The following is a 24,484-nucleotide window of genomic DNA, read 5'->3' on the forward strand; positions in this document are numbered from 1 at the left end:
GGAGGTATTTAAATGGCTAATTTAAAAATAAAGTTAGTAAAGGGAATAATAGGAACTAATCCTAAACAAAGAAAAACAGTTGAGGCTCTTGGTCTTAGAAAAAGACATCAAGTAGTTGAGCAGCCAGATAATCCTCAAACAAGAGGAATGATCAAGATAGTAGAACATTTAGTAGAAGTTAAGTAATATATAACATAAAAAGAAGGAGGTGTAATCATGAAATTACATGAGTTAAGACCTGCTGAAGGCGCTGTTAAAAACAGAAAAAGACTAGGAAGAGGAACTGCGACTGGTCAAGGTAAAACTTCTGGACGTGGACAAAAAGGACAAAACTCTCGTTCTGGTGGAGGAGTAAGACCAGGATTTGAGGGAGGCCAAATGCCTATCTATAGAAGACTTCCAAAAAGAGGTTTCACTAATGTATTTAAGAAGGTTTACGCTTTAGTAAATGTAGAAAGATTAAATGCATTTGAGAACGGTACTGAAATAACTCCAGAAATCCTTAAAGAAAAAGGAATAATCAGAAAGATTGAAAAAGATGGAGTTAAGATATTAGGTGAAGGTAAATTAGATGTAAACGTAACTGTTAAAGCTAATAAATTCACTAAATCAGCTATTGAAAAAATAGAAGCTGCTGGAGGAAAGGTAGAGGTGATCTAAGTGCTATCTACCTTGAAAAATGCTTGGAAAATTCCTGATTTAAGAAAAAGAATTCTATATACTTTAATGATGATTGTTGTATTTAGAATTGGATCTTCAATACCTGTACCTGGCGTAGATATAGACTATATTAAGAAGGTAGTTGACCAAGCGGGTCTTCTTTCCTTCTATGATTTAGTAGCGGGAGGAGCTTTTAGACAATTTACTATATTTGCTTTAAGTATAACCCCTTATATAACAGCATCAATAATAGTGCAGTTATTAACTATAGCTATACCAAGTCTTGAGGAATTGAGTAAATCAGGCGAAGAAGGAAGAAAAAAGATGGTTCAATACACAAGATATGGAACCATTATTTTAGCGTTAATTCAAGCTACAGGAATAAGTGTAGGTTTGTTTAGAGGAGCATTAATATCTAAGGATATATTCTCTATAACAACAGTAATACTTACTTTAACTGCAGGAACATCGTTCTTAATGTGGTTAGGTGAAAAAATTACTGAAAAAGGTATAGGTAATGGAATATCTCTTATAATATTTATAGGTATTATATCAAGAGTTCCAGGTTCCTTTATTCAGACGTATAAATTATTTTCAGAAAACCAAATAAATGTTATACAACTTATTATATTTGCAGCTGTAGCTATAGCTATAATCGTAGGAGTAATAGCTATACAACAAGGATCAAGAAAGATACCTGTACAGTATGCGAAAAGAGTAGTAGGAAGAAAAATGTATGGAGGACAAAGCACACATATACCAATGAAAGTGAATCAAGCAGGTGTTATTCCAGTTATATTTGCAGTTTCGCTTTTAGCATTTCCTCAAACATTATCATTATTCCTAAAGGGAGATTTTCAAGCCTTTATAACTAAATGGTTCTCGCCAAGTGGAAGTCCGGGAGTTTGGATATATATAGGTGTAGAAGCGTTATTGATAATCTTCTTTACTTATTTTTATACAGCAGTTACATTCAATGTAGAAGAGATTGCTAATAATATGAAAAACTATGGAGGTTTTATTCCGGGAATAAGACCTGGTAAGCCTACAGAAGAGTATCTAAACAAAGTACTTACAAGACTTACATTAGTAGGATCTATATTCTTAGCTGCAATAGCAGTACTTCCAACTTTGATACTGCAATTAGGTAGTATTCCATTTAGGTTTGGAGGAACTTCTCTATTAATAGTAGTAGGAGTTGCACTTGAGACGATGAAACAAGTAGAAGCTCAAATGTTGATGAGACATTATCAAGGCTTCTTAAAATAGGAATTGGGGGTAAAAAAATCCCCTGTCCTAAATTTAGTATCGGAGATGATTGAAATGAAACTTATACTACTTGGACCTCCAGGAGCTGGTAAAGGAACTCAAGCTTCAGAGATCGTAAAGAAATATAATGTACCTCATATATCAACTGGAGATATTTTTAGAAAAAATATAAAAGAGGGAACACAACTTGGATTAAAGGCTAAGGAATATATGGATAAAGGACTTTTAGTTCCAGATGAGTTAGTTGTAGAAATAGTTAAAGATAGACTTTTAGAAGATGATTGTAAAAGTGGATTTTTACTAGATGGTTTTCCAAGAACTGTAGTTCAAGCACAAGCATTAGACAAAGTGTTAACTGAATCTAATATGAATTTAGATAAGGTTATAAATATACAGGTTGACAAGACTGTATTAGTAGATAGAGCTGTAGGTAGACGTATTTGTAAAAAATGCGGCGCTACTTTCCATATAAAATATAATCCATCAAATGTTGATGGAAAATGTGATGTTTGTCAAGAAAATTTATACCAACGTGCAGATGATAATGAAGAAACTGTATCTAAAAGAATTCAAGTTTATTTAGATCAAACTGAACCTTTAATAGGTTATTATACTAAACAAGGTATAATTAGTACTATTGATGGTCAACAATCTATAGATAAAGTTTTCGAAGACATAGCTTTGGCATTAGGAAGTGAAAAGTAATGATTATAATAAAATCTGCTAAAGAAATAGAATTAATGAGAGATGCTGGAAAAATTGTAGCTGAAACTCATGAACTATTGAAAGAATCTATAAAACCTGGTGTAACAACTAAGGAATTAGATGAAATAGCAGAAAAAAATATAAGAAAATATAAAGCAGAGCCTTCATTTAAGGGCTATCATGGATATACAGGATCTGTATGTGCATCTATTAATGAAGAAGTAGTACACGGAATACCGTCTTCTTCTACTGTATTAAAAGATGGGGATATAATAAGTGTAGACATAGGAGCTTTTTATAAAGGCTATCACGGAGATGCTGCTAAAACTCATGCTGTAGGTAATATATCTGATGAAGATAGACGACTTATAGATATAACTAGACAAAGCTTTTATGAAGGAATTAAATTTGCGAAAATTGGATATAGACTTTCGGACATATCGCATGCAGTTCAAACTTATGTAGAAAAGAATAAGTTTTCTATAGTTAGAGACTTTGTAGGACACGGAGTAGGTTCAAAATTACATGAGGACCCTCAAATACCAAATTACGGACCTGCGGGAAAAGGAATTAGGCTTCAAGAGGGAATGGTATTAGCTATAGAACCTATGGTAAATGCCGGATCATATCATGTAAAAGTATTAGGTGATGGATGGACAGCTGTAACAATAGATGGTAAAAAATCTGCACATTATGAGCATACTATAGCCATCACTAAAGATGAGCCTTTAATTTTAACAAAGCTTTAATCCGGCTAGAAGAGGTGAAATTAGTGCTGTTAAATGATTTAAATGTTGGTCAAGTTGTAATATCTAAATCAGGTAGAGATAAAGATAGGTTGTTTTTTATCATAAAGATAATAAATGAAGAATATGTCCTAATCGCAGATGGAGATTATAGAAAACTTGATAAAGCAAAATTAAAAAAAGTAAAGCACTTGATGAAATATAAATATGCATCGGAAGATATTAGAAACAAAATTTCAAATGAAGAATATATCAATGATGCTTTTTTAAGATATGAGCTGGATAGGTTAAAGTCGAAGCTTTAATCTAAGTGATTGGAGGTTTGGATACTTAATGGCAAAAAAAGATGTAATTGAGTTAGAGGGTGTAGTTTTAGAAAACTTACCCAATGCAACGTTTAAAGTTAAATTAGAAAACGGACATGAGATACTATGCCATCTTTCAGGTAAACTTAGAATGAACTTCATAAGAATACTTGAAGGTGATACAGTAACTGTAGATATGTCACCGTATGATTTAACTAGAGGTAGAATTACTTGGAGAAAGAAGTAGGCTATACTTTAGTCTAAGGAGGGATCATTGTGAAAGTTAGACCGTCTGTAAAACCAATGTGTGAAAAATGTAAGGTTATAAAAAGAAAAGGAAGAGTAATGGTTATCTGTGAAAATCCTAAACATAAACAAAAACAAGGTTAATCAGGGCTAGTAATTTAATATTAGATATATTATAATATTAAATTGTGATAATTAAGGGTGTTAAGTACTCAGAATAAACTAGGCCTTCGTGTTTTATTTAAAATTATAAAATAGTGAATTAACAATATAAGTTGTAGGAGGTGCAAGAATATGGCAAGAATTGCTGGGGTAGACTTACCAAGAGACAAAAGAGCAGAAATAGGCTTAACTTATATATTTGGTATAGGTAAAACGACTTCTAACCAAATACTTGAAAAAGCTGGCATAGATGCTAATATAAGAATAAAAGATTTAACTGAAGAAGAAGTAAATACATTAAGAAAATTAATAGACTCTGATCAACTTGTTGAAGGAGATTTAAGAAGAGAGATCGCCTTAAACATAAAGAGACTTAGAGACATTAAATGTTATAGAGGTATTCGTCATATGAGAGGACTTCCATTAAGAGGTCAAAAGACTAAGACAAATGCTAGAACGAGAAAAGGACCGAGAAAGACTGTATCTCGTAAGAAGAAAAAATAGATCGTAAGTAAGGAGGGAAAAAAATGGCTAAACCTAAAAAGAAAGCTACACGTGTTAGAAGAAAAGAGCGTAAAAATATAGAACGTGGTCATGCTCATATTCAGTCAACTTTCAATAATACGATAATTACATTAACTGATGTTCACGGAAATGCAATTTCATGGGCTAGTGCAGGACAATTAGGATTCAAAGGATCTAGAAAAGCTACTCCATTTGCAGCACAAATGGCTGCAGAAACAGCTTCTAAAGGAGCTATGGAGCACGGATTAAAGACAGTAGAGGTATTTGTAAAAGGACCAGGACCAGGACGTGAAGCAGCTATAAGATCATTACAAGCTGCAGGACTTGACGTTACTATGATAAAAGACGTTACTCCAATACCACACAATGGTTGTAGACCGCCAAAGAGAAGAAGAGTGTAATACAGTAGGAGGTGTAATAAATGGCAAGATATACAGGTGCAGTATGTAGACTATGCCGTAGAGAAGGAATGAAGTTATTCCTTAAAGGCGATAGATGCTATACAGATAAATGTGCTATAAATAAAAGAAACTATGCGCCAGGTCAACATGGACAGGGAAGAAAAAAAGTTTCTAACTATGGATTACAATTAAGAGAAAAGCAAAAAGTTAAGAGAATATATGGAGTTCTAGAAACTCAATTCAGAAACCTTTATGAAAAGGCTGAAAAAATGCCAGGAATAACAGGTGAAAACTTACTTAGCTTATTAGAGAGAAGACTTGACAACACTGTTTATAGAATGGGACTTGCTTCTTCAAGAAAAGAAGCTAGACAATTAGTAAGACATGGACATTTTTCATTAAATGGACATAAAGCTAATGTACCTTCTATGATAATGCAAGTTGGAGATGTTATAGCTGTTAAAGATAACTCTAAATCTTCAGCTAAATTCAAAGCACTAGTTGAAAACTCTACAAGAGTTGCTCCTAAGTGGATTGATGCAAGCATAGAAAAGATGGAAGCTAAGATAACTGCTTTACCAGTAAGAGAAGATGTAGATTTAGAAATAGCAGAGCACTTAATCGTAGAGCTTTACTCTAAGTAATAAATTGAGTTGTATCGTAGAAATGTTTGCCCTCAGTGGATTAATAAAAATTAAGGAGGGTTTTATTAATGATTGAAATAGAAAAGCCTAGAATAGAAATTTGCGAAATAAGCGAAGATAATAGATATGGTAAATTTATCGTAGAACCTCTAGAAAGAGGATACGGAATTACTGTAGGAAACGCATTAAGAAGAATATTACTTTCTTCACTTCCAGGAGTTGCTGTTACTTCTATAAAAATAGATGGAGTACTTCATGAGTTCTCTACTATACCGGGTGTAAAAGAAGATGTAACAGAAATAATGCTTGCTTTAAAAGAATTATCTGCTGAGATAGATGGAGAAGGTAGTAGAACATTGAAAATAGAAGCTCAGGGTGAGGGTGTAATAACTGGTAAAGATATTATATGTCCTCCTGATGTAGAGATATTAAGTAAGGATTTACGTATAGCAACTTTAGATACAAATGCTAAATTTAACATGGAAATAAATGTAGACAAAGGAAGAGGTTACGTTCCAGCTGAAAACAATAAAACTGAGAACATGCCTATTGGTGTAATTCCTGTTGACTCTATATATACTCCAGTTGAAAAAGTAAGTTATAAAGTTGAAAATACAAGAGTAGGCCAAATAACAGATTATGATAAATTAATATTTGAAGTTTGGACTAACGGAAGTATAAATCCTCAAGAGGGAATCTCTCTTGGTGCTAAGATATTAGTAGAACACTTAAACTTATTCATCAACCTTACAGAGCATGTTGGAAATGTTGAAATAATGGTGGAAAAAGAAGAAGATAAAAAAGAGAAAGTTTTAGAGATGACTATCGAAGAACTTGATCTTTCTGTTAGATCGTATAATTGCTTAAAGAGAGCAGGTATAAATTCTGTTGAAGAATTAAGCAGTAAAAGCGAAGAAGACATGATGAAAGTTAGAAACTTAGGTAAAAAGTCATTAGAAGAGGTTATTCAAAAACTTGAAGAGCTTGAACTAGGACTTAAGCCGAGTGAAGACTAAGAAAAGGAGGGAATGACATGGCTAAGTACCGTAAATTAGGTCGTGTAACTGCTCACAGAAACATGATGCTTAGAAACTTAGTTACTGATCTTTTAAAGAATAAAAAAATAGAGACTACAGTAACAAGAGCAAAAGAAACACGCAGAATGGCTGAAAAAATGATAACTCTAGCAAAAAGAGGAGACTTACATGCTAGACGTCAAGTATCAGCTTACGTTTTAGATGAAACTGTAATCAAAAACTTATTTGATGAAATCGCACCTAAATACCAAGAAAGAAATGGTGGATATACAAGAATTATAAAGCTTGGTGTTAGAAAAGGTGATGGAGCTGAAGTAGGAATACTAGAATTAGTATAGTAGAAGATGGAATTAGGCTAATAGCTTAATTCCTATTTTTTTATAACGAATAGGAAATTATATTCCTTTTTAAGTTGTGGATAAATATAATTTTCGTTATGAGTTTCAAAAAAATTTACATTTAAGATTCTTCTAAAGAAGAACTTTTTTATATACTAAGGTATTATAAATTTTTTGGTTTGTGGATAATTTATTGAAAAAACTACATTTGAATCAAGTATTGCTGTATATACAATAAAATTATAGATTTTCGTATTAATTTCAAAATAAAGTAAGATTTATACTTTTAAAAGTTATTTTATTTTTATATAATAGAATCTAGGTTATATAATAGGGCTTGACCCATATAAAAATAAAATAACTTTTAAAACACCTTATGAAATTCAAAGAAGTCAACCTTTAAAGATTTTATATAATAAAGACTTTTTGATAATAGAAAAGAGGTAAAAATATGAATGACATAGTTAAGATAGATAATATATCTTTTGAATATTCTCAAGAAAACATTCAGTCAAAAGCGCTTGATGAATTGAATTTAGATATCAAAAGAGGAGAATTTGTGGTTATTATAGGACACAATGGTTCTGGAAAATCCACATTATCAAAGAATTTAAATGCTATACTAAAGCCTACAAAGGGAAATATACTTATAAATGATATGAATACAAAAGATGATTCTAAACTTTGGAATATAAGACAGAGTGCAGGTATGGTATTCCAAAATCCAGACAACCAAATAGTAGCAACAGTAGTAGAAGAGGATGTTGCTTTTGGACCTGAAAATTTAGGGATACAGCCAGATGAGATAAAAAAAAGAGTTGAAGAATCTTTGAAATCTGTTGGAATGTATGAATTTAAGGATAAAGCACCACATTTACTGTCAGGAGGACAAAAACAAAGAGTTGCAATTGCAGGAATTATTGCTATGAAACCTGAATGCATAATATTTGATGAACCCACAGCCATGCTTGATCCGTCTGGAAGAAGAGAAGTCATGAATACTATCAAGAGACTGAATCAAGAAGAAAATATTACAATAATACATATAACTCATTTTATGGAAGAAGCCGTAGATGCAGATAGAATCGTTGTAATGGAAAAAGGTAAGATAGTATTGCAAGGAAAACCCAAAGAAGTTTTTATACATGTAGATAAGTTAAAAAAGCTTGGACTAGATGTTCCTTTTATGACAGAATTGACATATGAACTTAGAAAAGAAGGAATAGATATGAGATCGGATATATTAACTGTAGATGAGATGGTGATGAATTTATGTCGATAGTAATCAAGGATTTAGTATACGTATATAATCCAAATTCACCTTTTGAAAGTAAGGCACTTGATAATGTGAACTTAGAAATAAATAAAGGTGAAATAATAGGATTGATAGGACATACAGGATCGGGGAAGTCTACTTTGATTCAACATTTAAATGGTTTATTAAAGCCAACTAGTGGAAATATAATAATAGATGGAGTAGATATAACTGACCCTAATATAAGCTTGACAGAAATTAGAAAAAAAGTTGGAGTTGTTTTTCAATATCCAGAGTATCAATTATTTGAAGAAACAATATGTAAAGATATAGCGTTTGGACCTACTAATTTAAAATTAAGTGAAAAAGAAATAGATGATAGAGTAAAAGAATCTATGGAACTTGTAGGACTTGATTATAATGAGTTTAAAGATAGATCCCCATTTGATTTATCAGGAGGTCAAAAAAGAAGAGTAGCAATAGCGGGTGTTATAGCTATGAAACCAGATATTTTAATATTAGATGAGCCAACTGCAGGGTTAGATCCAGCAGGTAGAGATGAAATTTTAAGCCAAATAAAGTTTTTACATGAAAAATATGATATTACAATAATAATATCTTCACATAGCATGGAAGATATGGCTAAAATATCAGATAGAATATTGGTTATGTATAAAGGTAAGGTTGATTTGATGTCTACTCCTAGAGAAGTCTTTAGAAAAGGGAAAAGACTTAAAGAAATAGGATTAGGAATACCACAAGTATCAGAACTTACTATAAAACTTAGGGAAAAAGGATTTGATATAAGAGAAGATATCATTACTTTAGAAGAAGCTAAGGAAGAAATACTAAAATGTATAAGGAGTAAAAAGAAATGATAAAAGATATAACAATAGGTCAATATTATCCTACAAATTCTGTAGTACACAAATTAGATCCAAGAGTTAAATTAATATCTACATTTATATTTATGTCTTCTCTTTTTATAATAAATCAGTTTTATCCATATGTTTTAGTACTTGCTTTTATAATATCAACACTTAAACTATCTAAAATACCAGCTAATTATATATTAAAAGGACTAAAACCAATAATGTTTATAATTGTATTTACTTTTGCAATTAACATATTTATGATACCTGGTAATACCGTTTTTGAAATAGGGCCTTTAGGAATATCAGATGAAGGTTTAAAACAAGGAAGTTTTATGGTGATAAGACTTATATTATTGGTTGTAGGTACATCCTTGCTTACATTATCAACATCTCCAATAGAGCTAACTGATGGAATAGAAAAACTTTTAAATCCCTTTAAAAAAATAGGGGTGCCAGCACACGAACTTGCTATGATGATGACAATTGCATTAAGATTCATTCCTACTTTGTTAGATGAAACCGATAAGATAATGAAGGCTCAAATGGGAAGAGGAGCAGATTTTGAAAGTAAAAATATTATAAGTAGAGCTAAAAACTTAGTTCCGTTGCTAGTACCACTATTTATAAGCGCTTTTAGAAGAGCTGATGAACTTGCTATGGCTATGGAAGCTAGATGCTATAGAGGTGGAGATAATAGAACTAGGATGAATCAAATAAGAATGAGTAAAAAAGATTATATAGCTTATAGTATAGTATTTATCTATATAACAATAATAATAATAACTAGAATGATATAGGTGATAATGCATGCGTAACATAATGATAACAATAGAATATAAGGGAACTAACTATTATGGATTCCAAAGACAGAAGGATAAATTATCAGTACAAGGATGTCTGGAGGATGCTATATATAAGATAACTAATGAAAAAGTGAACTTGATATATTCTGGAAGAACTGATGCTGGGGTACATGCACTAGGTCAAGTTGCAAATTTCCATACTAAAATACGTATACCCATTGATAAAATACCTGGAGCTATTAATTCTAAGCTACCAGAGGATATAAGTATAGTAGATGCTAAAGAAGTTAGTCTTGATTTTCATGCGAGATATCATGCAAAGAGAAAGAGATATAGATACGTAATACTCAACTCCAAATATAAAAGACCTATTTATAATGATGTTTCATATTTTGTAAAACATAATTTAGATATAGATAAGATGATAGAAGAATCAAAACATCTAATAGGAGAGCATGATTTTAAAGGTTTTATGAGAACAGGATCTTCTGTAAAGACTACTGTTAGAACTATATATGAGGTAGAATTAAAAAAAGAAGGTAATCTAATAATATTAGAAATAGAAGGTAACGGATTTTTGTATAATATGGTCAGAATAATAGCTGGAACATTAGTAGATATAGGAAGAGGAAGAATAGATCTGAGCCTAAAAGATATAATAGAATCTAAGGATAGGAAAAAAGCTGGAAATACAGCAGATAGTAAAGGATTGTTTTTAGAAAAAGTGTATTATTAGCTTGACACACCGTGCACAGTGTATTAGAATATATAGAGAATGTGTTTATAAGTCCATTAGCCCCGGATTTTATATAAAAGATCAATTTGCGCACATAAAAGGATAGTAAGGAGGGAAAATAATGAAATCATATATTGGTAAGCCAAGTGAAGTTCAAAGAAAATGGTATATAATAGACGCTGAAGGAAAAACTTTAGGTCGTTTATCTACTGAAATTGCAGTATTATTAAGAGGTAAGCACAAGCCTACATTTACACCACACGTAGACGGTGGAGATTTCGTTGTAGTTGTTAATGCTGAGAAGGTTAAGTTAACTGGGAAGAAATTGGATCAAAAATTATACAGATATCATACAGGGCATGTTGGTGGATTAGTAGAAATCCCTTACAGAAGACTTTTAGCTGAAAAGCCAGAAGAAGTTATAATACATGCAGTAAATGGTATGTTATGTAAGAATAAATTAAGAAGCAATATGATGAAAAGATTAAGAGTATTTGCTGGCGCTGAGCATACTCATGCAGCTCAAAACCCAGAAAGCTTAGATATATAATTAATTTAGGTGAAAGGAGGAGTTAGATATGGCAAACGTTCAATATTATGGAACAGGAAGAAGAAAACACTCAGTAGCTAGAGTTAGATTAGTAGCGGGTGAAGGAAATATAGTAGTTAATGGAAAGAGTTTAGATGAGTACTTTAACTATGAGACTTTAAGAAGAGAAGTTAAGAACCCACTAGTTATAACTGAAACTGCAGGACAGTATGATGTTATAGTAAAAGTTGAAGGTGGCGGATTTACAGGACAAGCGGGAGCAGTAAGACACGGAATATCAAGAGCTTTATTAAAGGTAGATGCAGAATTAAGATCTACTTTAAAAACAGCTGGATACTTAACTAGAGATCCAAGAATGAAAGAAAGAAAGAAATATGGATTAAAAGCTGCGAGAAGAGCTCCACAATTCTCAAAGAGATAATATATATCAAAGACTTTGGAATATTCCAAAGTCTTTTTTCATATATATTTACAGGGTGATTGTATATGGTTATTTTTTTAAGAAAGAAATATGTAATGTGGACTATAGCGCTTACTATGCTATTGTCTATAATATATTTAACTAATTACAATATAAGTAAGACTACTATAAACATGCCTGTAACTAATAAAGTTATTGTAATTGACGCTGGACACGGTGGAATTGATCCAGGAGCATTAGGTAAAAAAAATACTCTAGAAAAAGATATAAACTTAAAAATAGCACTAAAGGTAAGATCCTTATTAGAAGAAAGCGGAGCACTGGTTATTTTAACAAGAGAAAAGGATGAGAGTTTATACATAGAAGATGGAAAGAAAAGCATTAGACAAAGATATAATGAGAACTTGAGAAATAGAAAGCAACTAATAAAAGAATCAAAAGCAGATATATTTGTATCTATACATTTAAATAGCTTCAGTGATCCTAAATACTATGGAGCACATGTATTATACCCAAAGAATGATGAATATGGAAAGCAGTTAGCTACTTTCATACAAGAAGAAATGAAAAGAGTTGTTGATAAAAGCAATAATAGGAAGGCAAAGGTAAGATCGGATTTGTATTTATTTAAAGAGAATGGGGTTGCATCAACACTCATTGAATGTGGATTTTTATCTAATTTAAAAGAGGAAAATCTTCTTAAAAAAGATGAATATCAAGATAAAATAGCATGGGCTATATATGCTGGAATACAAAAATATTTTAATTCTTTACAATAAGCTGAAAAAACGAAAGATATGTGTATTAATACACATATCTTTTATTTTTTTGAAAAATAGATAAAAAACTTAAAACATAGGATGTTTAATGGATTTTAAAATTAAATTTAAATAGAAATAATTGTTATAATATTAAATAAAATTAAAGTTTGATTATTTCGACAAAATATGATATTATTTTCCTTGTGAAATAAAAGACATAATAATGATTTGCAAAAAGGAGGAAAACGTATGGAGAGGTTTATAAGTTTTATAGGAATATTTGTTCTTTTAGGAATATGCTACTTGATATCTGAGAATAGGAAAAGAATAGATACTAAATTAGTAATAATGGGGATCGGAATTCAGGTGTTATTTGCATTTTTAATATTAAAAACAAGTTTAGGAAGAGCTATTTTTGAAAAATTATCAGGGGTTGTAACGATTCTTTTAGATTTTACAAAAGATGGTTCTTCATTCTTATTTGGGGGATTAGTTAGTAATACAGATAGTTTTGGGTTTATATTTGCATTTCAAGTGTTGCCTACTATAATATTTTTTTCATCGCTTATGTCTGTGTTATATCATTTAGGAGTTATGCAGTTTATAATTAAATATATAGCTGGATTTATGGCAAAATTAATGGGTACATCAGGAGCCGAGTCATTATCAGCTGCTGCAAATATATTTGTAGGACAAACAGAAGCGCCTTTAGTTATAAAACCATATATAGAAAAAATGACAAGATCAGAGTTAAATGCAATAATGATAGGTGGAATGGCTACAGTTGCCGGTGGAGTTATGGCTGGATATGTAGGAATGGGAGTGGATGCAGGCCACTTAATAGCAGCATCTGTAATGTCAGCACCTGCAGCATTGGTAGCAGCTAAAATTATAGTTCCGGAAAGTGAGGAACCGGTTACAAGAGGAAGTGTAGAATTTGAAGTAGAAAAAGTGGATGCTAATATTATAGATGCTGCAGCAAGAGGAGCCTCAGAAGGATTGCAGCTTGCACTTAATGTTGCAGGTATGCTACTTGCATTTGTTGCTTTAATAGCTATGGTTAACGGCAGTATTCAGTTCTTAGGAAATATTATAGGAATAGATGGATTAACTTTAGAATCAATATTAGGTTATATATGTGCTCCAATTGCATATATAATGGGTATTCCATCTCAAGATATAGTTGCAGCTGGTTCATTATTAGGGCAAAAAACAGTTATAAATGAGTTTGTTGCTTACGCTAATTTATCTGGACATATAGCTAACGGGACACTTCAACCTAGAACTATCACTATATTGACGTATGCTCTTTGTGGATTTGCAAATTTTTCGTCTATAGCTGTACAATTAGGAGGAATTGGAGGGTTAGCACCTAAAAGAAGAGGAGAAATAGCTCAGTTAGGAATAAAGGCTTTAGTTGGAGGAACTGTAGCCGCATTTTTAACAGCATCTATAGCTGGTATGATTATATAAAAAAAGAAGTCGCTTTAAAATGGACCCTTTGTCAAGGACATTATAAAAAAAGGGTTAAGCTGCATTCAAAAGATGATTTCTAAATTGTTTAGGAGTCATCTTTTTTAATCCCCATTGACATCTATAATTATTATAGTAATCCATGTAATTATCAACTTTATTAATTACTTCTTCAAGTGTAGAACATGTTTTGAAATCTACTTCATCCTTCATATGACCAAAGAAGGATTCTTGAGGTGCATTATCCCAGCAGTTACCACGTCTAGACATGGATTGTCCTAGATTATGGCTTTTTAGTAATTTTTGGAATTTAGGGCTTGTATAGTGGACCCCTTGGTCAGAATGGATAAAAGCTTCATCATGTAAATCAGCTTTATGTGTATTAACTAATTTTTTAATTGTAATTGTAGCTATATCTAAAGTAATTCGATCAGATACATGATATGCTAGAATATCGTTACTAGAGCTATCTTTGATAGCTGATAAATATGCCATTTTATTTATCCCGTAAGGGATGTATGTGATATCAGTAAGTAGCACCTTGCCAGGAATACCCTGTTTGAAATTTCTCTGTAGCAGATTAGGTACTACTCTATGTTCTTTTGTCGCTTTGGCTATTCTTCTATACGGATTGGCTTTTCTTATAGGACATACTATACTGTATTTTCGCATAATCCTTTGGATTTTTTTTCTACTGTATATAATACCAAACTCATTTTCTAGTGTCATTTTAATTGATCTAGAACCTTTCTTATAACCTCTATAATTATAAGCCTTTAATATAATATCTCTAGCTTTTAAATCTTCATTCTCCCTTATAGTTCTAGAAGGTGCTGTCTTTAAATAATGATAATAACCTGAACGTGAAACCCCTAAAATTGAGCAGCAATAAGAAACTGTGCCTGAATAATCTTTTTTAGACACAGTCTTTAAAATTAACTCATATACTTCATTATTTGTTAGATTTACGCAGTTGTTTACCAGCCTCCTTTCTGTCACGTCGAGCTTTTTTAGCAATTCTAATTGTTCCTCAAGCAGTTTTATTTTAGCTTCTTGTTTGCTAATAATATCGTCCTTTGAAACTGGAGCATTACTTGGTCTGCCTGAATTCACTCTTCTAGTATCACTTAATCCTATAATTCCATCTTTCTTGTACGCTTTTATCCATCTGGCTGCCGCCTGTTCATAGCGCTTGACACCAAGTATTTCAACGTCAAATCCAGCATCAATGAAAATAGTTCGTGGTGTGCTTCCTCTTAAATACTCCTCAATAAACATTATTTTAAACTCGTCAGAGTATGTTATTGACTTCTCGCTAACGCGCTTTACATAAGGGTTCTTATTTAATCTTTCAATATTGTCTTTTGAAAATGTAATTTTACTCATACTAAAGGCCTCCATATTCAATGATAATTATACACAAAAAAGTACCTATAAACTAGACACTCTTTTTTATGTGTCCAATCTATAGGTACCATTTTACTTAAGCGACTTCTTTTTTTATATAAAGAATTTATATTGAAATTTATTGAAATATAAATATATTATTATAATCTTGGACAGTATAATTAAGGAATGTCAATAGATTTGTATCTATAAAGTAAAAAAATAGAAAAAATATAAAAACTTTAAAAAAAGTATTGACGGATATAGAGAAAGCTGATATATTATTACTTGTCCTCAACAACGAGGCAAACGAGAAACACAGGAATACAACATATGAACTTTGAAAATTAAACAGTAGGTTATAAATAAATCACAAACAGTGATTTTCGGAAACAACACATAAAGTCAGTTACTGAGTACTGACAAACTTTTATTTAAGAGTTTGATCCTGGCTCAGGATGAACGCTGGCGGCGTGCCTAACACATGCAAGTCGAGCGGAGATTAAGAAGCTTGCTTCTTAATCTTAGCGGCGGACGGGTGAGTAACGCGTGGGTAACCTGCCCTATACACACGGATAACATATCGAAAGATATGCTAATACGAGATAATACATTTTTAAGGCATCTTAAAAATGTCAAAGATTTTATCGGTGTAGGATGGACCCGCGTCCCATTAGCTAGTTGGTGAGGTAAAAGCTTACCAAGGCGACGATGGGTAGCCGACCTGAGAGGGTGATCGGCCACACTGGAACTGAGACACGGTCCAGACTCCTACGGGAGGCAGCAGTGGGGAATATTGCACAATGGGGGAAACCCTGATGCAGCAACGCCGCGTGAGCGATGAAGGCCTTCGGGTCGTAAAGCTCTGTCCTAAGGGAAGATAATGACGGTACCTTAGGAGGAAGCCCCGGCTAACTACGTGCCAGCAGCCGCGGTAATACGTAGGGGGCAAGCGTTATCCGGAATAACTGGGCGTAAAGGGTGCGTAGGCGGCCCTGCAAGTCAGAAGTGAAAGGCTACGGCTCAACCGTAGTAAGCTTTTGAAACTGTAGGGCTTGAGTGCAGGAGAGGAGAGTAGAATTCCTAGTGTAGCGGTGAAATGCGTAGATATTAGGAGGAATACCAGTTGCGAAGGCGGCTCTCTGGACTGTAACTGACGCTGAGGCACGAAAGCGTGGGGAGCGAACAGGATTAGATACCCTGGTAGTCCACGCCGTAAACGATGAGTGCTAGGTGTCGGGGGTTACCCCCCTCGGTGCCGCAGCTAACGCATTAAGCACTCCGCCTGGGGAGTACGCTCGCAAGAGTGAAACTCAAAGGAATTGACGGGGACCCGCACAAGTAGCGGAGCATGTGGTTTAATTCGAAGCAACGCGAAGAACCTTACCTAAGCTTGACATCCCTCAGACCGCTTCTTAATCGAAGCTTTCCCTTCGGGGACTGAGGTGACAGGTGGTGCATGGTTGTCGTCAGCTCGTGTCGTGAGATGTTGGGTTAAGTCCCGCAACGAGCGCAACCCTTATCTTTAGTTGCCAGCATTTCGGATGGGCACTCTAGAGAGACTGCCGAGGATAACTCGGAGGAAGGTGGGGATGACGTCAAATCATCATGCCCCTTATGCTTAGGGCTACACACGTGCTACAATGGCTAGTACAGAGAGTTGCGAAACCGCGAGGTCAAGCTAATCTCTTAAAGCTAGTCTCAGTTCGGATTGCAGGCTGAAACTCGCCTGCATGAAGCTGGAGTTACTAGTAATCGCGAATCAGAATGTCGCGGTGAATGCGTTCCCGGGTCTTGTACACACCGCCCGTCACACCACGGAAGTTGGGGGCGCCCGAAGTCAGATATCCAACCGTAAGGAGGAATCTGCCGAAGGTGAAATCAATGACTGGGGTGAAGTCGTAACAAGGTAGCCGTATCGGAAGGTGCGGCTGGATCACCTCCTTTCTAAGGAGAAATAACCTACTGTTTAATTTTGAGGGTTCATAAAAAACTCTTGACGAGAATAAATAATTTTGCTATTATATATCTTGTCGAAAAATACAATATGGGGGCGTAGCTCAGTTGGGAGAGCACTTGCCTTGCAAGCAAGGGGTCAGGAGTTCGACTCTCCTCGTCTCCACCATTTAGTATTTTATATACTACTTTAGTACTTTGAAAATTGAACAGATTTAAATAAATTTAGGTTAAGTTATTAAGGGCGTAGGGCGGATGCCTTGGCACCAAGAGCCGATGAAGGACGTGGTAAGCTGCGATAAGCTTCGGGGAGATGCAAGCAATCTTTGATCCGGAGATTTCCGAATGGGGAAACCCACCTAGAGTAATGTCTAGGTATCCTTAGATGAATTCATAGTCTAAGGAGGGGAACCGGGGGAACTGAAACATCTAAGTACCCCGAGGAGGAGAAAGAAAAATCGATTCCCTGAGTAGCGGCGAGCGAAAGGGGATTAGCCCAAACCTATGAAGTTTTCTTCATAGGGGTTGCGGATATGCTTATTAAGATGGAGGTATTGTAGTCGAAGAGGTTTGGAAAGACCCACCGTAGAAGGTAATAGTCCTGTAGATTAAACGAGAAGACCATCAAGCGTACTCCAGAGTACCACGGGACACGTGAAACCCTGTGGGAAGCTGGGGGGACCACCCCCCAAGGCTAAATACTCCTTGGTGACCGATAGCGTATAGTACCGTGAGGGAAAGGTGAAAAGAACCCCGGAAGGGGAGTGAAATAGAACCTGAAACCCTATGCCTACAAGCTGTGGGAGCACATTATTAGTGTGACCACGTACTTTTTGTAGAACGGGCCAACGAGTTACGATAAGTAGCAAGGTTAAGGACTTAGGGTCTGGAGCCGTAGCGAAAGCGAGTCTTAACTGGGCGATTCAGTTACTTGTCGTAGACCCGAAACCGAGCGACCTACCCATGGCCAGGATGAAGCGAAAGTAAAATTTCGTGGAGGTCCGAACCCACGCACGTTGAAAAGTGCGGGGATGAGCTGTGGGTAGAGGTGAAATTCCAATCGAGCTCGGAGATAGCTGGTTCTCCCCGAAATAGCTTTAGGGCTAGCCTCAAGCTTAGAGATGAGGAGGTAGAGCACTGAATGTCCTAGGGGCCCTATGGGTTACCGAAGACTATCAAACTCCGAATGCCTTTATCTTTTGCTTGGGAGTCAGACTGTGGGTGATAAGATTCATAGTCGAGAGGGAAACAGCCCAGACCGTCAGCTAAGGTCCCTAAATGTAAGTTAAGTGGTAAAGGATGTGGGATTGCACAGACAACCAGGATGTTGGCTTAGAAGCAGCCATTCATTCAAAGAGTGCGTAATAGCTCACTGGTCGAGTGATCCTGCGCCGAAAATTATCGGGGCTAAAACTTACTACCGAAGCTACGGCATTGACTTTGTCAATGGGTAGGGGAGCATTCACTGCGGGTTGAAGCTAGACCGGAAGGACTAGTGGACTGCAGTGAAGAGAGAATGTTGGCATGAGTAGCGAGACGTAGGTGAGAATCCTACGGGCCGAAAACCCAAGGTTTCCTGAGGAAGGTTCGTCCGCTCAGGGTTAGTCGGGACCTAAGCCGAGGCCGAAAGGCGTAGGTGATGGACAACAGGTTGAGATTCCTGTACTACCGATAATCGTTTGAAGAATGGGGTGACACAGAAGGATAGGCTATCCTACTATTGGATGTAGGTCCAAGCATTAAGGGAGCACTGATAGGCAAATCCGTCGGTGCAATTCTGAGGTGTGATGGGGAGCGAAATTAAGTAGCGAAGTAGTCGATTTCATGCTGTCAAGAAAAGCCTCTACTGAGATTAAAGGTACCCGTACCGCAAACCGACACAGGTGGGTGAGAAGAGAATTCTAAGGCTAGCGAGAGAACTTTTGTTAAGGAACTCGGCAAAATGACCCCGTAACTTAGGGATAAGGGGTGCCTCATTAGGGTGTATGCCCGAAGAGGCCGCAGAGAATAGGCCCAAGCGACTGTTTACCAAAAACATAGGTTTCTGCTAAGTCGAAAGACGATGTATAGGAGCTGACGCCTGCCCGGTGCTGGAAGGTTAAGGGGATGTGTTAGACGTAAGTCGAAGCATTGAACTTAAGCCCCAGTAAACGGCGGCCGTAACTATAACGGTCCTAAGGTAGCGAAATTCCTTGTCGGGTAAGTTCCGACCCGCACGAAAGGCGTAACGATTTGGGCACTGTCTCAACAAAAGACTCGGTGAAATTGTAATTCCGGTGAAGATGCCGGATACCTGCGACAGGACGGAAAGACCCCATGGAGCTTTACTGTAGCCTGGCATTGGATTTCGATATTACATGTACAGGATAGGTGGGAGACTGAGATACGAGAACGCCAGTTTTCGTGGAGTCACCCTTGGGATACCACCCTTGTAATATTGAGATTCTAACCATAGACCATGAATCTGGTCTTGGGACACTGTCAGGTGGACAGTTTGACTGGGGCGGTCGCCTCCCAAAATGTAACGGAGGCGCCCAAAGGTTCCCTCAGCACGGTCGGAAATCGTGCGAAGAGTGCAAAGGCAAAAGGGAGCTTGATTGCAAGACATACAGGTCGAGCAAGGACGAAAGTCGGGCTTAGTGATCCGGTGGTTCCGCGTGGAAGGGCCATCGCTCAACGGATAAAAGCTACCCTGGGGATAACAGGCTTATCTCCCCCAAGAGTCCACATCGACGGGGAGGTTTGGCACCTCGATGTCGGCTCATCACATCCTGGGGCTGTAGTAGGTCCCAAGGGTTGGGCTGTTCGCCCATTAAAGTGGTACGCGAGCTGGGTTCAGAACGTCGTGAGACAGTTCGGTCCCTATCCGTCGCAGGCGTAGGAAATTTGAGAGGAGCTGTCCTTAGTACGAGAGGACCGGGATGGACATACCTCTGGTGCACCAGTTGTCACGCCAGTGGCATAGCTGGGTAGCTATGTATGGAATGGATAAGCGCTGAAAGCATCTAAGCGCGAAGCCAACCTCAAGATAAGATTTCCCATCTTTATGAGTAAGATCCCAGGAAGACTACCTGGTTGATAGGTTCAAGGTGTAAGCTCAGTAATGGGTTCAGCTGATGAATACTAATAGATCGAGGACTTAACCTTTTATTAAATCTGGTCAATTTTGAAAGTATTAACTTTCGAAAAAAAGGTTGACAAGATAAACTAATGATGATAAAATATATCTTGTTCGACAAAAAAAATGTGGTTATTATAGCAAAGAGGATACACCTGTTCCCATTCCGAACACAGAAGTTAAGCTCTTTAGCGCTGATGGTACTTGGGGGGCAGCCCCCTGGGAGAGTAAGACGTAGCCACGTATGTTCCAAGGTAGCTCAATGGTGGAGCAATCGGCTGTTAACCGATAGGCTGTGGGTTCGAGCCCCACCCTTGGAGCCAAATATGTGCCGAGGTGGCGGAACTGGCAGACGCACAGGACTTAAAATCCTGCGGTCCTTACAGATCGTACCGGTTCGATTCCGGTCCTCGGCACCATAATAACGCGGGATGGAGCAGTTGGCAGCTCGTCGGGCTCATAACCCGAAGGTCGTAGGTTCGAGTCCTGCTCCCGCAACCAAAGCATGGCCCCTTGGTCAAGCGGTTAAGACACCGCCCTTTCACGGCGGTAACAGGGGTTCGATTCCCCTAGGGGTCACCATTAGTAATTGGGCTCATAGCTCAGCTGGGAGAGCACCTGCCTTACAAGCAGGGGGTCACAGGTTCGAGCCCTGTTGAGCCCACCAATTATTTGGCCTGGTAGTTCAGTTGGTTAGAATGCCAGCCTGTCACGCTGGAGGTCGAGGGTTCGAGTCCCTTCCAGGTCGCCAAATAATTTTATGGGAGATACAAAAGAATAAAAAAAGTGCTAGTGTGGCTCAACGGTAGAGCAGCTGACTTGTAATCAGCAGGTTGTAGGTTCGATTCCTATCACTAGCTCCAAAACATGGAGGGGTTCCCGAGTTGGCCAAAGGGGGCAGACTGTAAATCTGTTAGCATCGCTTTCACTGGTTCGAATCCAGTCCCCTCCACCAAATAAAATATGCGGGTGTAACTCAGTGGTAGAGTTCTGGCCTTCCAAGCCAGCTGCGAGGGTTCGACTCCCTTCACCCGCTCCAAAATATGTACCTGTAGCTCAGTTGGATAGAGCAGTGGCCTTCTAAGCCACGTGTCCGGGGTTCGAATCCCTGCAGGTACGCCATATATACTGGGGATTCGCCAAGTCGGTAAGGCACATGACTTTGACTCATGTATGCGTTGGTTCGAGTCCAGCATCCCCAGCCAATTTAATTTGACCCATTAGCTCAGTCGGTAGAGCACCTGACTTTTAATCAGGGTGTCCCGCGTTCGAGTCGCGGATGGGTCACCAAATAAGTACGGAGGGGTGTCCGAGTGGCTTAAGGAGCTGGTCTTGAAAACCAGTGATTCCGAAAGGGACCGTGGGTTCGAATCCCACCTCCTCCGCCAAGTGAATAAGAATGTTTAAAATGGAGAAGTACTCAAGTGGCTAAAGAGGCTCCCCTGCTAAGGGAGTAGGTCTTTTACGGGACGCGAGGGTTCGAATCCCTCCTTCTCCGCCATTTTATTCAAAAATCGAGGTGTAGCGCAGTTTGGTAGCGCACGTGGTTTGGGACCATGGGGCCGGGGGTTCGAGTCCCTCCACCTCGACCAATTATTGGGGCTTATAGCTCAGGTGGTTAGAGCGCACGCCTGATAAGCGTGAGGTCGCTGGTTCGAGTCCAGCTAAGCCCACCATAAGAACAATATAAAGTGGGCCTTTAGCTCAGTTGGTTAGAGCGCCCGGCTCATAACCGGTAGGTCTGGGGTTCGAGTCCCTGAAGGCCCACCACTTTATAATTTTGTAGGGGTGTAGTTCAGTTGGTAGAACGACGGTCTCCAAAACCGTATGTCGTAGGTTCGAGTCCTGTCACCCCTGCCAAGTTTATTATTCAAAAATCGAGGTGTAGCGCAGTTTGGTAGCGCACGTGGTTTGGGACCATGGGGCCGGGGGTTCGAGTCCCTCCACCTCGACCAATTATTAGGGCTTATAGCTCAGGTGGTTAGAGCGCACGCCTGATAAGCGTGAGGTCGCTGGTTCGAGTCCAGCTAAGCCCACCATAAGAACAATATAAAGTGGGCCTTTAGCTCAGTTGGTTAGAGCGCCCGGCTCATAACCGGTAGGTCTGGGGTTCGAGTCCCTGAAGGCCCACCACTTTATGCCCAGATAGCTCAGTCGGTAGAGCAGGGGACTGAAAATCCCCGTGTCGGTGGTTCGATTCCGCCTCTGGGCACCAGAGAATTAGTGTGGCGGCATAGCTCAGTTGGCTAGAGCGTTCGGTTCATACCCGAAAGGTCACTAGTTCGAATCTAGTTGCCGCTACCAAGTGAACCTTGAAAATTAAACAGTAGGTTATAAATAAATCACAAACAGTGATTTTCGGAAACAACACATAAAGTCAGTTACTGAGTACTGACAAACTTTTATTTAAGAGTTTGATCCTGGCTCAGGATGAACGCTGGCGGCGTGCCTAACACATGCAAGTCGAGCGGAGATTAAGAAGCTTGCTTCTTAATCTTAGCGGCGGACGGGTGAGTAACGCGTGGGTAACCTGCCCTATACACACGGATAACATATCGAAAGATATGCTAATACGAGATAATACATTTTTAAGGCATCTTAAAAATGTCAAAGATTTTATCGGTGTAGGATGGACCCGCGTCCCATTAGCTAGTTGGTGAGGTAAAAGCTTACCAAGGCGACGATGGGTAGCCGACCTGAGAGGGTGATCGGCCACACTGGAACTGAGACACGGTCCAGACTCCTACGGGAGGCAGCAGTGGGGAATATTGCACAATGGGGGAAACCCTGATGCAGCAACGCCGCGTGAGCGATGAAGGCCTTCGGGTCGTAAAGCTCTGTCCTAAGGGAAGATAATGACGGTACCTTAGGAGGAAGCCCCGGCTAACTACGTGCCAGCAGCCGCGGTAATACGTAGGGGGCAAGCGTTATCCGGAATAACTGGGCGTAAAGGGTGCGTAGGCGGCCCTGCAAGTCAGAAGTGAAAGGCTACGGCTCAACCGTAGTAAGCTTTTGAAACTGTAGGGCTTGAGTGCAGGAGAGGAGAGTAGAATTCCTAGTGTAGCGGTGAAATGCGTAGATATTAGGAGGAATACCAGTTGCGAAGGCGGCTCTCTGGACTGTAACTGACGCTGAGGCACGAAAGCGTGGGGAGCGAACAGGATTAGATACCCTGGTAGTCCACGCCGTAAACGATGAGTGCTAGGTGTCGGGGGTTACCCCCCTCGGTGCCGCAGCTAACGCATTAAGCACTCCGCCTGGGGAGTACGCTCGCAAGAGTGAAACTCAAAGGAATTGACGGGGACCCGCACAAGTAGCGGAGCATGTGGTTTAATTCGAAGCAACGCGAAGAACCTTACCTAAGCTTGACATCCCTCAGACCGCTTCTTAATCGAAGCTTTCCCTTCGGGGACTGAGGTGACAGGTGGTGCATGGTTGTCGTCAGCTCGTGTCGTGAGATGTTGGGTTAAGTCCCGCAACGAGCGCAACCCTTATCTTTAGTTGCCAGCATTTCGGATGGGCACTCTAGAGAGACTGCCGAGGATAACTCGGAGGAAGGTGGGGATGACGTCAAATCATCATGCCCCTTATGCTTAGGGCTACACACGTGCTACAATGGCTAGTACAGAGAGTTGCGAAACCGCGAGGTCAAGCTAATCTCTTAAAGCTAGTCTCAGTTCGGATTGCAGGCTGAAACTCGCCTGCATGAAGCTGGAGTTACTAGTAATCGCGAATCAGAATGTCGCGGTGAATGCGTTCCCGGGTCTTGTACACACCGCCCGTCACACCACGGAAGTTGGGGGCGCCCGAAGTCAGATATCCAACCGTAAGGAGGAATCTGCCGAAGGTGAAATCAATGACTGGGGTGAAGTCGTAACAAGGTAGCCGTATCGGAAGGTGCGGCTGGATCACCTCCTTTCTAAGGAGAAATAACCTACTGTTTAATTTTGAGGGTTCATAAAAAACTCTTGACGAGAATAAATAATTTTGCTATTATATATCTTGTCGAAAAATACAATATGGGGGCGTAGCTCAGTTGGGAGAGCACTTGCCTTGCAAGCAAGGGGTCAGGAGTTCGACTCTCCTCGTCTCCACCATTTAGTATTTTATAT

At 38.2% G+C, this 24,484-nt stretch carries 22 protein-coding genes, 25 tRNA genes and 4 rRNA genes; 50 read left to right on the plus strand and 1 reads right to left on the minus strand.

Annotated features, from left to right (window positions below; genetic code table 11):
• The first annotated feature begins 12 nt into the window (after positions 1-12).
• From rpmD to P4S50_RS19370, 21 genes are all read left to right on the plus strand, one after another.
• Positions 13-186 carry a 50S ribosomal protein L30 gene (gene rpmD / locus P4S50_RS19270; protein WP_277732373.1) on the plus strand — a complete coding sequence of 58 codons (174 nt, stop codon included), beginning with the start codon at positions 13-15 and terminating at the stop codon, positions 184-186.
• A 30-nt stretch (positions 187-216) separates the two neighbouring features.
• Positions 217-660 carry a 50S ribosomal protein L15 gene (gene rplO / locus P4S50_RS19275; RefSeq protein WP_277732374.1) on the plus strand — a complete coding sequence of 148 codons (444 nt, stop codon included), beginning with the start codon at positions 217-219 and terminating at the stop codon, positions 658-660.
• Positions 661-1,929 (plus strand): preprotein translocase subunit SecY, encoded by a 1,269-nt coding sequence (secY, locus tag P4S50_RS19280; RefSeq protein ID WP_277732375.1) that lies wholly within the window; start codon positions 661-663, stop codon positions 1,927-1,929.
• A 54-nt stretch (positions 1,930-1,983) separates the two neighbouring features.
• Positions 1,984-2,634: an adenylate kinase gene (locus tag P4S50_RS19285; RefSeq protein ID WP_277732376.1), complete on the plus strand. Its 651-nt coding sequence runs from the start codon at positions 1,984-1,986 to the stop codon at positions 2,632-2,634.
• Entirely contained in the window at positions 2,634-3,383 is a 750-nt protein-coding gene (gene map / locus P4S50_RS19290; protein ID WP_277732377.1) for a type I methionyl aminopeptidase, read from the plus strand. The genes P4S50_RS19285 and map overlap by 1 nt, the downstream gene beginning before the upstream one ends.
• A gap of 23 nt (positions 3,384-3,406) precedes the next feature.
• Positions 3,407-3,685 (plus strand): KOW domain-containing RNA-binding protein, encoded by a 279-nt coding sequence (locus P4S50_RS19295; RefSeq protein WP_277732378.1) that lies wholly within the window; start codon positions 3,407-3,409, stop codon positions 3,683-3,685.
• 28 nt (positions 3,686-3,713) lie between these two features.
• The gene (gene infA, locus P4S50_RS19300; protein WP_277732379.1) at positions 3,714-3,932 is read left to right on the plus strand and encodes a translation initiation factor IF-1; all 219 of its coding nucleotides are present in this window, start codon (positions 3,714-3,716) and stop codon (positions 3,930-3,932) included.
• 29 nt (positions 3,933-3,961) lie between these two features.
• On the plus strand, positions 3,962-4,075 hold the full coding sequence (gene rpmJ, locus P4S50_RS19305; protein ID WP_021122033.1) for a 50S ribosomal protein L36: 114 nt from the start codon (positions 3,962-3,964) through the stop codon (positions 4,073-4,075).
• Positions 4,076-4,225: 150 nt separating this feature from the next.
• The gene (gene rpsM / locus P4S50_RS19310) at positions 4,226-4,597 is read left to right on the plus strand and encodes a 30S ribosomal protein S13 (protein WP_277732380.1); all 372 of its coding nucleotides are present in this window, start codon (positions 4,226-4,228) and stop codon (positions 4,595-4,597) included.
• A 23-nt stretch (positions 4,598-4,620) separates the two neighbouring features.
• The gene (gene rpsK / locus P4S50_RS19315; protein ID WP_277732381.1) at positions 4,621-5,019 is read left to right on the plus strand and encodes a 30S ribosomal protein S11; all 399 of its coding nucleotides are present in this window, start codon (positions 4,621-4,623) and stop codon (positions 5,017-5,019) included.
• Between the two features lie 20 nt (positions 5,020-5,039).
• Positions 5,040-5,663: a 30S ribosomal protein S4 gene (gene rpsD / locus P4S50_RS19320; protein WP_277732382.1), complete on the plus strand. Its 624-nt coding sequence runs from the start codon at positions 5,040-5,042 to the stop codon at positions 5,661-5,663.
• Positions 5,664-5,731: 68 nt separating this feature from the next.
• The gene (locus tag P4S50_RS19325; protein WP_277732383.1) at positions 5,732-6,679 is read left to right on the plus strand and encodes a DNA-directed RNA polymerase subunit alpha; all 948 of its coding nucleotides are present in this window, start codon (positions 5,732-5,734) and stop codon (positions 6,677-6,679) included.
• A 17-nt stretch (positions 6,680-6,696) separates the two neighbouring features.
• Complete coding sequence (gene rplQ / locus P4S50_RS19330; RefSeq protein ID WP_277732384.1) at positions 6,697-7,038, plus strand: 50S ribosomal protein L17; 342 nt, start codon at positions 6,697-6,699, stop codon at positions 7,036-7,038.
• A gap of 451 nt (positions 7,039-7,489) precedes the next feature.
• Positions 7,490-8,320 carry an energy-coupling factor transporter ATPase gene (locus P4S50_RS19335; RefSeq protein ID WP_277732385.1) on the plus strand — a complete coding sequence of 277 codons (831 nt, stop codon included), beginning with the start codon at positions 7,490-7,492 and terminating at the stop codon, positions 8,318-8,320.
• Positions 8,311-9,171: an energy-coupling factor transporter ATPase gene (locus P4S50_RS19340; RefSeq protein ID WP_277732386.1), complete on the plus strand. Its 861-nt coding sequence runs from the start codon at positions 8,311-8,313 to the stop codon at positions 9,169-9,171. The genes P4S50_RS19335 and P4S50_RS19340 overlap by 10 nt, the downstream gene beginning before the upstream one ends.
• Positions 9,168-9,965 (plus strand): energy-coupling factor transporter transmembrane component T family protein, encoded by a 798-nt coding sequence (locus P4S50_RS19345; protein WP_277732387.1) that lies wholly within the window; start codon positions 9,168-9,170, stop codon positions 9,963-9,965. The genes P4S50_RS19340 and P4S50_RS19345 overlap by 4 nt, the downstream gene beginning before the upstream one ends.
• Positions 9,966-9,975: 10 nt before the next feature.
• Positions 9,976-10,707: a tRNA pseudouridine(38-40) synthase TruA gene (truA, locus tag P4S50_RS19350; RefSeq protein WP_277732388.1), complete on the plus strand. Its 732-nt coding sequence runs from the start codon at positions 9,976-9,978 to the stop codon at positions 10,705-10,707.
• A 121-nt stretch (positions 10,708-10,828) separates the two neighbouring features.
• On the plus strand, positions 10,829-11,257 hold the full coding sequence (gene rplM / locus P4S50_RS19355) for a 50S ribosomal protein L13 (protein WP_277732389.1): 429 nt from the start codon (positions 10,829-10,831) through the stop codon (positions 11,255-11,257).
• 28 nt (positions 11,258-11,285) lie between these two features.
• Positions 11,286-11,678: a 30S ribosomal protein S9 gene (gene rpsI / locus P4S50_RS19360; RefSeq protein WP_277732390.1), complete on the plus strand. Its 393-nt coding sequence runs from the start codon at positions 11,286-11,288 to the stop codon at positions 11,676-11,678.
• A gap of 65 nt (positions 11,679-11,743) precedes the next feature.
• Positions 11,744-12,457 carry an N-acetylmuramoyl-L-alanine amidase CwlD gene (cwlD, locus tag P4S50_RS19365; protein ID WP_277732391.1) on the plus strand — a complete coding sequence of 238 codons (714 nt, stop codon included), beginning with the start codon at positions 11,744-11,746 and terminating at the stop codon, positions 12,455-12,457.
• A 231-nt stretch (positions 12,458-12,688) separates the two neighbouring features.
• Entirely contained in the window at positions 12,689-13,912 is a 1,224-nt protein-coding gene (locus tag P4S50_RS19370) for a NupC/NupG family nucleoside CNT transporter (RefSeq protein WP_277732392.1), read from the plus strand.
• Between the two features lie 54 nt (positions 13,913-13,966).
• On the opposite strand, the gene P4S50_RS19375 is transcribed toward P4S50_RS19370, so the two are convergent.
• The gene (locus P4S50_RS19375; RefSeq protein WP_277730718.1) at positions 13,967-15,298 is read right to left on the minus strand and encodes an IS3 family transposase; all 1,332 of its coding nucleotides are present in this window, start codon (positions 15,296-15,298) and stop codon (positions 13,967-13,969) included.
• Positions 15,299-15,728: 430 nt separating this feature from the next.
• Here P4S50_RS19375 and P4S50_RS19380 point away from each other — a divergent pair.
• The 29 genes from P4S50_RS19380 to P4S50_RS19520 all read left to right on the plus strand — a co-directional run bounded on the left by P4S50_RS19380 (position 15,729) and on the right by P4S50_RS19520 (position 24,469).
• A 16S ribosomal RNA gene (locus P4S50_RS19380) occupies positions 15,729-17,245 on the plus strand.
• A 102-nt stretch (positions 17,246-17,347) separates the two neighbouring features.
• A tRNA-Ala gene (locus tag P4S50_RS19385) sits at positions 17,348-17,423 on the plus strand.
• Between the two features lie 59 nt (positions 17,424-17,482).
• Positions 17,483-20,401, plus strand: a 23S ribosomal RNA gene (locus P4S50_RS19390).
• A gap of 98 nt (positions 20,402-20,499) precedes the next feature.
• A 5S ribosomal RNA gene (gene rrf / locus P4S50_RS19395) occupies positions 20,500-20,616 on the plus strand.
• Together the 16S, 23S and 5S rRNA genes with 24 tRNA genes alongside form the textbook arrangement of a ribosomal RNA operon.
• A 4-nt stretch (positions 20,617-20,620) precedes the next feature.
• A tRNA-Asn gene (locus P4S50_RS19400) sits at positions 20,621-20,695 on the plus strand.
• Between the two features lie 7 nt (positions 20,696-20,702).
• A tRNA-Leu gene (locus P4S50_RS19405) sits at positions 20,703-20,791 on the plus strand.
• 6 nt (positions 20,792-20,797) lie between these two features.
• A tRNA-Met gene (locus P4S50_RS19410) sits at positions 20,798-20,873 on the plus strand.
• Between the two features lie 6 nt (positions 20,874-20,879).
• Positions 20,880-20,954: transfer RNA gene (locus P4S50_RS19415), tRNA-Glu, on the plus strand.
• Positions 20,955-20,963: 9 nt separating this feature from the next.
• A tRNA-Val gene (locus tag P4S50_RS19420) sits at positions 20,964-21,039 on the plus strand.
• A gap of 7 nt (positions 21,040-21,046) precedes the next feature.
• Positions 21,047-21,123: transfer RNA gene (locus P4S50_RS19425), tRNA-Asp, on the plus strand.
• Positions 21,124-21,160: 37 nt separating this feature from the next.
• A tRNA-Thr gene (locus P4S50_RS19430) sits at positions 21,161-21,235 on the plus strand.
• A gap of 6 nt (positions 21,236-21,241) precedes the next feature.
• Positions 21,242-21,327: transfer RNA gene (locus P4S50_RS19435), tRNA-Tyr, on the plus strand.
• Between the two features lie 10 nt (positions 21,328-21,337).
• Positions 21,338-21,411, plus strand: a tRNA-Gly gene (locus P4S50_RS19440).
• A 6-nt stretch (positions 21,412-21,417) separates the two neighbouring features.
• Positions 21,418-21,494 (plus strand) — tRNA-Arg (locus P4S50_RS19445).
• Positions 21,495-21,501: 7 nt separating this feature from the next.
• Positions 21,502-21,577, plus strand: a tRNA-Gln gene (locus P4S50_RS19450).
• A gap of 9 nt (positions 21,578-21,586) precedes the next feature.
• Positions 21,587-21,662: transfer RNA gene (locus tag P4S50_RS19455), tRNA-Lys, on the plus strand.
• Between the two features lie 9 nt (positions 21,663-21,671).
• Positions 21,672-21,760: transfer RNA gene (locus P4S50_RS19460), tRNA-Ser, on the plus strand.
• Between the two features lie 22 nt (positions 21,761-21,782).
• Positions 21,783-21,873: transfer RNA gene (locus P4S50_RS19465), tRNA-Ser, on the plus strand.
• Between the two features lie 14 nt (positions 21,874-21,887).
• Positions 21,888-21,964 (plus strand) — tRNA-Pro (locus tag P4S50_RS19470).
• Positions 21,965-21,971: 7 nt separating this feature from the next.
• Positions 21,972-22,048, plus strand: a tRNA-Ile gene (locus tag P4S50_RS19475).
• Between the two features lie 17 nt (positions 22,049-22,065).
• Positions 22,066-22,142: transfer RNA gene (locus P4S50_RS19480), tRNA-Ile, on the plus strand.
• Between the two features lie 14 nt (positions 22,143-22,156).
• Positions 22,157-22,232: transfer RNA gene (locus tag P4S50_RS19485), tRNA-Trp, on the plus strand.
• Positions 22,233-22,250: 18 nt separating this feature from the next.
• A tRNA-Pro gene (locus tag P4S50_RS19490) sits at positions 22,251-22,327 on the plus strand.
• A gap of 7 nt (positions 22,328-22,334) precedes the next feature.
• A tRNA-Ile gene (locus tag P4S50_RS19495) sits at positions 22,335-22,411 on the plus strand.
• A 17-nt stretch (positions 22,412-22,428) separates the two neighbouring features.
• Positions 22,429-22,505 (plus strand) — tRNA-Ile (locus tag P4S50_RS19500).
• Positions 22,506-22,511: 6 nt separating this feature from the next.
• Positions 22,512-22,587, plus strand: a tRNA-Phe gene (locus P4S50_RS19505).
• Between the two features lie 12 nt (positions 22,588-22,599).
• Positions 22,600-22,676: transfer RNA gene (locus P4S50_RS19510), tRNA-Met, on the plus strand.
• A 98-nt stretch (positions 22,677-22,774) separates the two neighbouring features.
• Positions 22,775-24,291: ribosomal RNA gene (locus P4S50_RS19515) — 16S ribosomal RNA — on the plus strand.
• Positions 24,292-24,393: 102 nt separating this feature from the next.
• A tRNA-Ala gene (locus P4S50_RS19520) sits at positions 24,394-24,469 on the plus strand.
• The last annotated feature ends 15 nt before the right edge of the window (positions 24,470-24,484 follow it).

The sequence above is a fragment of the Tepidibacter hydrothermalis genome (genome assembly GCF_029542625.1).
GTDB lineage: Bacteria > Bacillota > Clostridia > Peptostreptococcales > Peptostreptococcaceae > Tepidibacter_A > Tepidibacter_A hydrothermalis.

What these genes read in the sequence shown, in the direction of transcription:
- rpmD (WP_277732373.1), top strand. Translation starts at nt 13, where the DNA reads ATGGCTAATTTAAAAATAAAGTTAGTAAAGGGAATAATAGGAACTAAT.
- rplO (WP_277732374.1), top strand. Translation starts at nt 217, where the DNA reads ATGAAATTACATGAGTTAAGACCTGCTGAAGGCGCTGTTAAAAACAGA.
- P4S50_RS19285 (WP_277732376.1), top strand. Translation starts at nt 1,984, where the DNA reads ATGAAACTTATACTACTTGGACCTCCAGGAGCTGGTAAAGGAACTCAA.
- map (WP_277732377.1), top strand. Translation starts at nt 2,634, where the DNA reads ATGATTATAATAAAATCTGCTAAAGAAATAGAATTAATGAGAGATGCT.
- infA (WP_277732379.1), top strand. Translation starts at nt 3,714, where the DNA reads ATGGCAAAAAAAGATGTAATTGAGTTAGAGGGTGTAGTTTTAGAAAAC.
- rpsM (WP_277732380.1), top strand. Translation starts at nt 4,226, where the DNA reads ATGGCAAGAATTGCTGGGGTAGACTTACCAAGAGACAAAAGAGCAGAA.
- rpsK (WP_277732381.1), top strand. Translation starts at nt 4,621, where the DNA reads ATGGCTAAACCTAAAAAGAAAGCTACACGTGTTAGAAGAAAAGAGCGT.
- rpsD (WP_277732382.1), top strand. Translation starts at nt 5,040, where the DNA reads ATGGCAAGATATACAGGTGCAGTATGTAGACTATGCCGTAGAGAAGGA.
- P4S50_RS19325 (WP_277732383.1), top strand. Translation starts at nt 5,732, where the DNA reads ATGATTGAAATAGAAAAGCCTAGAATAGAAATTTGCGAAATAAGCGAA.
- rplQ (WP_277732384.1), top strand. Translation starts at nt 6,697, where the DNA reads ATGGCTAAGTACCGTAAATTAGGTCGTGTAACTGCTCACAGAAACATG.
- P4S50_RS19335 (WP_277732385.1), top strand. Translation starts at nt 7,490, where the DNA reads ATGAATGACATAGTTAAGATAGATAATATATCTTTTGAATATTCTCAA.
- P4S50_RS19340 (WP_277732386.1), top strand. Translation starts at nt 8,311, where the DNA reads ATGTCGATAGTAATCAAGGATTTAGTATACGTATATAATCCAAATTCA.
- P4S50_RS19345 (WP_277732387.1), top strand. Translation starts at nt 9,168, where the DNA reads ATGATAAAAGATATAACAATAGGTCAATATTATCCTACAAATTCTGTA.
- truA (WP_277732388.1), top strand. Translation starts at nt 9,976, where the DNA reads ATGCGTAACATAATGATAACAATAGAATATAAGGGAACTAACTATTAT.
- rplM (WP_277732389.1), top strand. Translation starts at nt 10,829, where the DNA reads ATGAAATCATATATTGGTAAGCCAAGTGAAGTTCAAAGAAAATGGTAT.
- rpsI (WP_277732390.1), top strand. Translation starts at nt 11,286, where the DNA reads ATGGCAAACGTTCAATATTATGGAACAGGAAGAAGAAAACACTCAGTA.
- cwlD (WP_277732391.1), top strand. Translation starts at nt 11,744, where the DNA reads ATGGTTATTTTTTTAAGAAAGAAATATGTAATGTGGACTATAGCGCTT.
- P4S50_RS19370 (WP_277732392.1), top strand. Translation starts at nt 12,689, where the DNA reads ATGGAGAGGTTTATAAGTTTTATAGGAATATTTGTTCTTTTAGGAATA.
- P4S50_RS19375 (WP_277730718.1), bottom strand. Translation starts at nt 15,298, where the DNA reads ATGAGTAAAATTACATTTTCAAAAGACAATATTGAAAGATTAAATAAG.